At 73.2% G+C, this 6,183-nt stretch carries 8 protein-coding genes and 1 tRNA gene; 5 read left to right on the forward strand and 4 right to left on the reverse strand.

Annotated elements, in window-relative coordinates:
- Both FV230_RS22940 and aroA read right to left on the reverse strand, forming a co-directional pair.
- A partial coding sequence (locus tag FV230_RS22940) for a (d)CMP kinase (protein WP_187275593.1) occupies nt 1–240 on the reverse strand: 240 nt, incomplete at its 3' end.
- A 5-nt stretch (nt 241–245) separates the two neighbouring features.
- Nucleotides 246–1,595 (reverse strand): 3-phosphoshikimate 1-carboxyvinyltransferase, encoded by a 1,350-nt coding sequence (gene aroA, locus FV230_RS22945; protein WP_147844045.1) that lies wholly within the window; start codon nt 1,593–1,595, stop codon nt 246–248.
- Between the two features lie 342 nt (nt 1,596–1,937).
- Between aroA and FV230_RS22950 the strand changes: the two genes are divergently transcribed.
- Together FV230_RS22950 and FV230_RS22955 are read left to right on the forward strand one after the other, a co-directional pair.
- Nucleotides 1,938–2,013 (forward strand) — tRNA-Ala (locus FV230_RS22950).
- 372 nt (nt 2,014–2,385) lie between these two features.
- A complete protein-coding gene (locus FV230_RS22955; RefSeq protein ID WP_147844046.1) occupies nt 2,386–2,604 on the forward strand; it encodes a hypothetical protein in 219 nt (72 codons plus the stop codon).
- Between the two features lie 18 nt (nt 2,605–2,622).
- Here the strand turns inward: FV230_RS22955 and pcaD are convergent, their stop codons facing one another.
- Nucleotides 2,623–3,396 carry a 3-oxoadipate enol-lactonase gene (gene pcaD, locus FV230_RS22960; RefSeq protein WP_147844047.1) on the reverse strand — a complete coding sequence of 258 codons (774 nt, stop codon included), beginning with the start codon at nt 3,394–3,396 and terminating at the stop codon, nt 2,623–2,625.
- A 1-nt stretch (nt 3,397) separates the two neighbouring features.
- Nucleotides 3,398–4,243: a 3-keto-5-aminohexanoate cleavage protein gene (locus tag FV230_RS22965; RefSeq protein WP_147844048.1), complete on the reverse strand. Its 846-nt coding sequence runs from the start codon at nt 4,241–4,243 to the stop codon at nt 3,398–3,400.
- A gap of 177 nt (nt 4,244–4,420) precedes the next feature.
- Here FV230_RS22965 and aroQ point away from each other — a divergent pair, with 177 nt between their 5' ends.
- The 3 genes from aroQ to FV230_RS22980 all read left to right on the forward strand — a co-directional run bounded on the left by aroQ (nt 4,421) and on the right by FV230_RS22980 (nt 6,091).
- Nucleotides 4,421–4,876, forward strand: a complete 456-nt coding sequence (aroQ, locus tag FV230_RS22970) for a type II 3-dehydroquinate dehydratase (RefSeq protein ID WP_147844049.1) — start codon at nt 4,421–4,423, stop codon at nt 4,874–4,876.
- 140 nt (nt 4,877–5,016) lie between these two features.
- Entirely contained in the window at nt 5,017–5,571 is a 555-nt protein-coding gene (locus FV230_RS22975; protein WP_147844050.1) for a hypothetical protein, read from the forward strand.
- An 88-nt stretch (nt 5,572–5,659) separates the two neighbouring features.
- A complete protein-coding gene (locus FV230_RS22980) occupies nt 5,660–6,091 on the forward strand; it encodes a DUF2147 domain-containing protein (RefSeq protein WP_147726843.1) in 432 nt (143 codons plus the stop codon).
- Nucleotides 6,092–6,183: the final 92 nt, after the last annotated feature.

Raw genomic sequence — 6,183 nt, forward strand, 5'->3', positions numbered from 1 at the left:
GCGCAGGCGCGGGTCGGCGAGGCGGTCGGCGATCAGGCCCTCGGCCGCCCGCGCCGCGGCGGCCTCGTCGTCGAGGGAAGCGCCGGCGTCGAGCAGGGTCAGCGCGACGCCGCGATAGAGCAGGCCGGTGTCGAGGTGGGGCAGGCCGTAGTGTAGGGCAAGGCGCTGGGCGAGCGTGCCCTTGCCGGAGGCGGCTGGGCCGTCGATGGCGATGACCATGGCTGTCGAATTGTCGGGCATCGGGCCTATTCCCCGATCCCGGCGCCGAGCGCCTGCATCGTCGGCAGGAAGCTCGGGAAGCTCGTGGCGATCATCGCGCCGTCGTCGACGGTGACCGGCTCGGCGGTGGCCAGCCCCATCACGAGGAACGCCATGGCAATGCGGTGGTCGAGATGGGTCGTGACCGTGCCGCCCCCGGGCGGCGCGGTGCCGTCGCCGTGGACGAGGAGGTCGTCGCCCTCGATCAGGTGGGCGACGCCGTTGGCCTTGAGCCCGGCGGCGACCGCGGCGAGGCGATCCGATTCCTTGACCCGCAACTCGTGCAGGCCGTTCATCCGCGTGGTGCCCTGGGCGAAGGCGGCGGCGACCGCGAGCACCGGGTACTCGTCGATCATCGCCGGCGCCCGCTCGGCCGGCACGTCGACGCCCTTGAGGCGGCTCGCGCGCACGCGCAGATCGGCGACGGTCTCGCCGCCCTCCTCGCGCTCGCGCAGGCGCTCGATGTCGGCGCCCATCTCGATCAGCGTCGTGATCAGCCCGGTGCGCAGCGGATTCATCATCACGCCCTCGATCGTGATCTCGGAGCCCGGCACGATCAGCGCCGCCACCAGCGGGAAGGCGGCCGACGACGGGTCGGCCGGCACCACCACCTCGGTGCCGCGCAGCGTCGGCTGGCCGGTGAGCGCGACCGCGCGGCCGTGGCCGTCCGGCCCGTGCGGGGTGACGGAGACCTCGGCGCCGAACAGGCGCAGCATCCGCTCGGTGTGGTCGCGGGTGGCCGCGGCCTCGATCACCGTGGTGGTGCCCGGGGCGTTGAGGCCGGCGAGGAGCACCGCGGACTTGATCTGCGCCGAGGCGGCCGGCGTCTCGTAGCGGATCGGGATCGCCTCGCGCGGGCCGCGCAGCGTCAGCGGCACGCGGCCGCCCTCGGCCTCCGCGAGCACCTGGGTGCCCATCAGCCGGAGCGGATCGAGGATGCGGCGCATCGGCCGGCTGCGCAGGGAAGCGTCGCCGTCGAAGGTCGCCGTGACCGGCTGGCCGCCGACGACGCCCATCATCAGCCGCGAGCCGGTGCCGGCATTGCCGAAGTCGAGGGTCTCGGCCGGATCGGACAGGCCGCCGATGCCGACGCCGCGCACCACCCAGCGTCCCTCCCCCAGGCGCTCCATGGAGGCGCCGAGCGCGCGGGCCGCGGCCGCGGTGCGCAGCACGTCGTCGCCCTCCAGCAGGCCCTCCACCCGCGTCTCGCCGATGGAGAGCAGGCCGAGGATCATCGCGCGGTGCGAGATCGACTTGTCGCCCGGCGGCCGCAGCCGTCCGCGCAGGGGGGCGCCGGGCGCGGCGGAAAGCGGGGTCGGCTCGGAATCGTGCGACACGGGCGGTCAACTTCGCGAGGGATCCGGGCCGGGGCCGCGGGATCGCCGGAGGAGGCGCTGAGGCGCCGAAAAGCCGGTGCGACGCGTGGCGCCGCGCGGGAACATGGGGCGGTCGGTTATCACGCGCGCCGCGATCCGTCATCCGAGCTGCGGCGCCGATCCGACGGTCCGCCGCCGCCCTGGACGCATCGAATGTCGCCGGCGAACGATCGCCGATCGCTTTTCCGCAAAAAGGGGGTTGAGTCCGATCCGAGGCCCGCCTATAGAACCGCCCTCGCCGGACGGCATCGCCGGGCCAGCGAGACACCAGCGCGGACCTCCAGAGCCGCGGTGGACGAGAGTGGGGCCTTAGCTCAGCTGGGAGAGCGCTTCCATGGCATGGAAGAGGTCATCGGTTCGATCCCGTTAGGCTCCACCACTCTCCCTCTCAGACGCGGATACGGTTGTCCGAGAGGGGTTCGGCATGGACGATGTTCCATCGCTGCCCCATACGATCTTGTACCGACATCCCGTACGATAGGCCGGCCGCCGCCACGTCTGCGACCGAGACCAGGTACGGTTTCTATCTGCCGTCGAACGGCGCGGTTTTCAGAAGAATCTGCCGTTACGGGCTGCCGTCGGGTTCGCCGACGCTGGTGACTGCATCACGCGCGGATGACGTCGCGCGCCCATTGTCGACCGATCGCATCGACCCTCACGGCTCGCGTCGACGGTCGTCGTGCGAGGGAGGCCGGAACCGAACCGCCGATCGCGACCTTACAAACTCAATCACTGGTTGTGTGAGGCTGTGATGGTTGCGATCGTGATGGCGGCGGTCTTCGGCGCGGGGCTGTCGATCCTGCTCTTGGCCAAGTTCGGCCTCCTCATGGTGCTGCTGGCGATCCCCCTCGGCGGGAGCACCGCGGGCATGGCCGCCGCGCTCGGCCTCGCCGCGGCGCGCGATCGGCGACCGCCGAACCGGATCGGCCGGAGACCTGCGATGGCGCGGCCCGTCACCATCGTCCGCTGACGCCGCATCCGCTCTCGCCTACCGGTGCCGGTCGAGGAACTGCGCGAGGTAGGCGCCGGCCGCGTCCGGCCGCTCGACGGCGAGGAGGTGGGCAGCGTTCGGCAGCGTCACCAGTTCCGCCTGGGGGATGCCCCGGCAGATCTCCTCGGCCATCGCAGGCGGCGTCGCGGGATCCTCGCGGTCGGCGACGACCAGCGTCGGGGCGGTGATCGCCGAGAGGCGTGGGCGCAGGTCCATGCGCCCGATCGCGCCGCAGCAGACCGCGTAGCCGGCCGCATCGCAGGCCATGAACGCTGTGCGGATCGGCGCGACCACCTCCGGATGCCGTTCTGAGAAGCCCGGCGTGAACCAGCGGCCGAGGGTCGCCGCGACGATCGCCTGCGGTCCCGCCTCGCGCACCGTCGCGGCGCGCGCGTTCCAGCTCGCTTCGCTCGGCATGTGGGCGGCCGTCGCCATCAGGGTCAGGCTCGCCACGCGGCCGGGTGCGGCGCTCGCCAGCGCCTGCATCGTCATGCCGCCGAGCGACAGGCCGACGGCGTGGATGCGGCCGATGCCGAGCCCATCGAGCAGCGCCAGGAGGTCGCCGGCGAGGTCGTCGATCTCGGCCGGCGCGTCCCGCGTCGCCGAGCCGCCATGGCCGCGGGTGTCGTAGCGCAGGATGCGGTAACGGTCGGCCAGGTGCGGCACCACCGCGTCCCACATGGCGAGCGTCGTCCCGAGCGAGTTGGAGAACGCCACCACCGGTGCGTCCTCCGGGCCGGTGAGGATGTGGTTCAGGGGCAGGTGAGCCATCTCAGGCCGCCAGCCCGAGGGCGGCGCGGGCCTCGGCCGGTGTCGCCGGCCGGCGGCCGTGGCGGCGCACCGCCTCGGCGGCGAGCCCGACGAGCTCGGCGTTGCTCGCGGCGAGCTGGTCCTTGGCGATGCGGATGTTGTCCTCGAGCCCGGTGCGGACCGCGTCGGCGCCGCGCGCCAGCGCCCACTCCATCACCACCGCCTGGTTGCGGCCGATCCCGGCCGCCGTCCAGGTCGCCCCGGGCAGGATGCGCCGGGTCTCGGCGAGCAGGATGTCGAGCAGGTGCTCGTCGGCCGGCATCGCGTTCTGGACGCCCATCACGAACTGCACGTGCGGCCGCGCGTCGATCAGGCCGGCCTCGACGAGGCGGCGGGCGCCGTGGAGGTGCGACAGGTCGAAGATCTCGATCTCCGGCCGCACGCCGAAGCGCGTCATCTGCGTGGCGAGGTCGGTGACCAGGGCGGCCGGATTCTCGTAGACGATGGTCGGGAAGTTGACCGAACCGGTCGAGAGCGAGGCCATGTCCGGCCGGTGCTGCAGCGAGAGACCCCGGCTCGCCGGGTCGCGCCCGCGCCCGCCGGTGGAGAACTGCACCACGAGGCCGGGGCAATGCTTGCGTAGGCCCTCCTGCACGGCGGCGAAGCGGTCGGGATCGGAGGACGGGGTCTCGTCGTCGTTGCGCACGTGGATGTGGGCCAGCGTCGCCCCCGCCTCGAAGGCCTGGTGCGTCGACTCGATCTGCTCGGCCACCGTCACGGGAAGCGCCGGGTTGTCCGCCTTGCGCGGCACCGAGCCGGTGATCGCCACGGCGATCACCACGGGCGCGCTGGTCTCGATCTGGCTCATCGTCCCTCCGTGGCTCGGCCGCGTCCTCGCGCGATTCTCGCGGGATGTAGACCGCCGCGCCCGCGCGCAAAGCCCGGGGCGGAGACAGCGCCGCCGCTCTGTCGGCCCGCTTGATGCCGCGGCCGCGGCGGTTCATGGGTCGAGCGTCCGTGCGCGGGCCGCGCGAAGGAGGATGTCATGAGCCGTCTCGTCACCGTGCTGAACGGCCCGAACCTGAACCTCCTCGGCCGGCGCCAGCCGGAGATCTACGGCCACGAGACCCTGGCCGACGTCGAGGCCGCCTGCCGGGCGCTCGCCGGCGAGCTCGGGCTCGCGCTGCAGTTCCGGCAGTCGAATCACGAGGGCGCGCTGATCGACTGGATCCACGCGGCGCGGGACGAGGCCGCCGGCATCGTCATCAACCCGGCCGCCTTCACCCATACCTCGGTGGCGCTGCTCGACGCGCTCAACGCCTTCGACGGCCCGGTGATCGAGGTTCACATCTCGAACGTGCACAAGCGCGAGGCCTTCCGGCACCACTCCTACGTCTCGCTGCGCGCCGACGGCGTGATCGCCGGGCTCGGCACCGAAGGCTACGGCCTGGCGCTGCGCCGCGTCGCGACGTTGATCGGCCAAGCCGAGGCGGCGCGCTGATGCGGGACGGGGCGGTGGGCCGGGCGGGCAGCGCGCACGCGGCGCATGGACGGTTCGGCCGCCGATGCCTATGGCGTAGCGCGAGCCCGCCTCCGTCGGTCCGGGCGCTCCTCCTGCTTGCGATGGCGATGTTCGGTTCGATGCGTCCCATCTCGGCCGAACCGGTTCCGCCGCCCGAGGCGACGACGGGACTGATCGAGGCCCTCCAGGCCCGCATCCTGTCCGGCCACAGCGCGACCGCGGTGCTGGAGGCGTGGTGCGCCGAGCGCGGCCTGTCGGCCGAGCCGCACCTCGTCGCCCGTCGGGTCCCGGGGGCCGAGAAGCCCCTCGACGCGGCGCAACGCAAGCGTCTCGGCCTCGCGCCGGACGAGCCGGTCCGCTACCGGCGCGTCCGGCTCGCCTGCGGCGTCCACGTCCTGTCCGAGGCCGACAACTGGTACGTGCCGGGCCGGCTGACGCCCGCCATGAACGCGGCCCTGGACGAGACCGACGCGCCGTTTGGCCGGGTGGTGCGCCCGCTCGCGCCGACCCGCCGCAACGTCGCGCTCCGCCCGCTCCGCGATCCCGGCGCCCCCGCCCCGGGTCCGGACGACCCGCTGTTCGAGGTCGACGCGGTGCTCGCGACCGGGGCCGGCCTGCCGTTCTGCGAGGTCGCCGAGACCTATCTCGGGGCCGTGCTCGGGCGCGGACCTTAGCAGCCGCCGCTGCGTCTTGCGGGACTTCGGTGCGCACGGCTATTGCCGGGCCGATCGCCCGGACGGGCGGCACGCTCGGAGGATCCGCATGAGACCGGCAACTGTGTTCGCTCCCACCCTCTTCGCCGCCTGCCTCGTCGCGTCCTGCCTCGTCGGCAGCGGCGCGCAGGCGCAGAAGGCCGCCGACCCGGCCGGGATCTGGCTGACCGAGACCGGCGACTCGAAGGTGCGGCTGACGCGGTGCGGCGCCGGCTTCTGCGGCACCATCGTCAGCACCGCGGGCAAGGGCCTCGACGCCAACAACCCGGACCCGGCCCTGCGCACCCGCAGCGTCGTCGGCGTCCAGATCGTCAACGCCACGAGCCCGTCGGGCGACGGCTATTCCGGCACCCTCTACAACCCGAAGGACGGGAAGACCTATTCCGGCTCGCTCAAGATGACCGGCCCGAACGCGATCGAGGTCTCGGGCTGCGTGATGAGTGTCTTCTGCAAGCGCCAGACCTGGAAGCGGGTGGGCTGAGCCGTCAGCCCGCCGCCACCGCCGCGGTGATCGCGTCGAGGGCGGCCTTCGCGCCGGCGCCCTCCGGGCCGCCGGCCTGGGCCATGTCGCGG

The sequence above is a fragment of the Methylobacterium sp. WL6 genome (assembly GCF_008040095.1).
Lineage (GTDB): Bacteria > Pseudomonadota > Alphaproteobacteria > Rhizobiales > Beijerinckiaceae > Methylobacterium.

Excerpts from the sequence above, each read along its gene's own strand:
- FV230_RS22965 (WP_147844048.1), bottom strand. The coding sequence starts at position 4,243 with ATGAGCCAGATCGAGACCAGCGCGCCCGTGGTGATCGCCGTGGCGATC.
- aroQ (WP_147844049.1), top strand. The coding sequence starts at position 4,421 with ATGAGCCGTCTCGTCACCGTGCTGAACGGCCCGAACCTGAACCTCCTC.
- FV230_RS22980 (WP_147726843.1), top strand. The coding sequence starts at position 5,660 with ATGAGACCGGCAACTGTGTTCGCTCCCACCCTCTTCGCCGCCTGCCTC.
- pcaD (WP_147844047.1), bottom strand. The coding sequence starts at position 3,396 with ATGGCTCACCTGCCCCTGAACCACATCCTCACCGGCCCGGAGGACGCA.
- FV230_RS22975 (WP_147844050.1), top strand. The coding sequence starts at position 5,017 with ATGCGTCCCATCTCGGCCGAACCGGTTCCGCCGCCCGAGGCGACGACG.
- FV230_RS22955 (WP_147844046.1), top strand. The coding sequence starts at position 2,386 with ATGGTTGCGATCGTGATGGCGGCGGTCTTCGGCGCGGGGCTGTCGATC.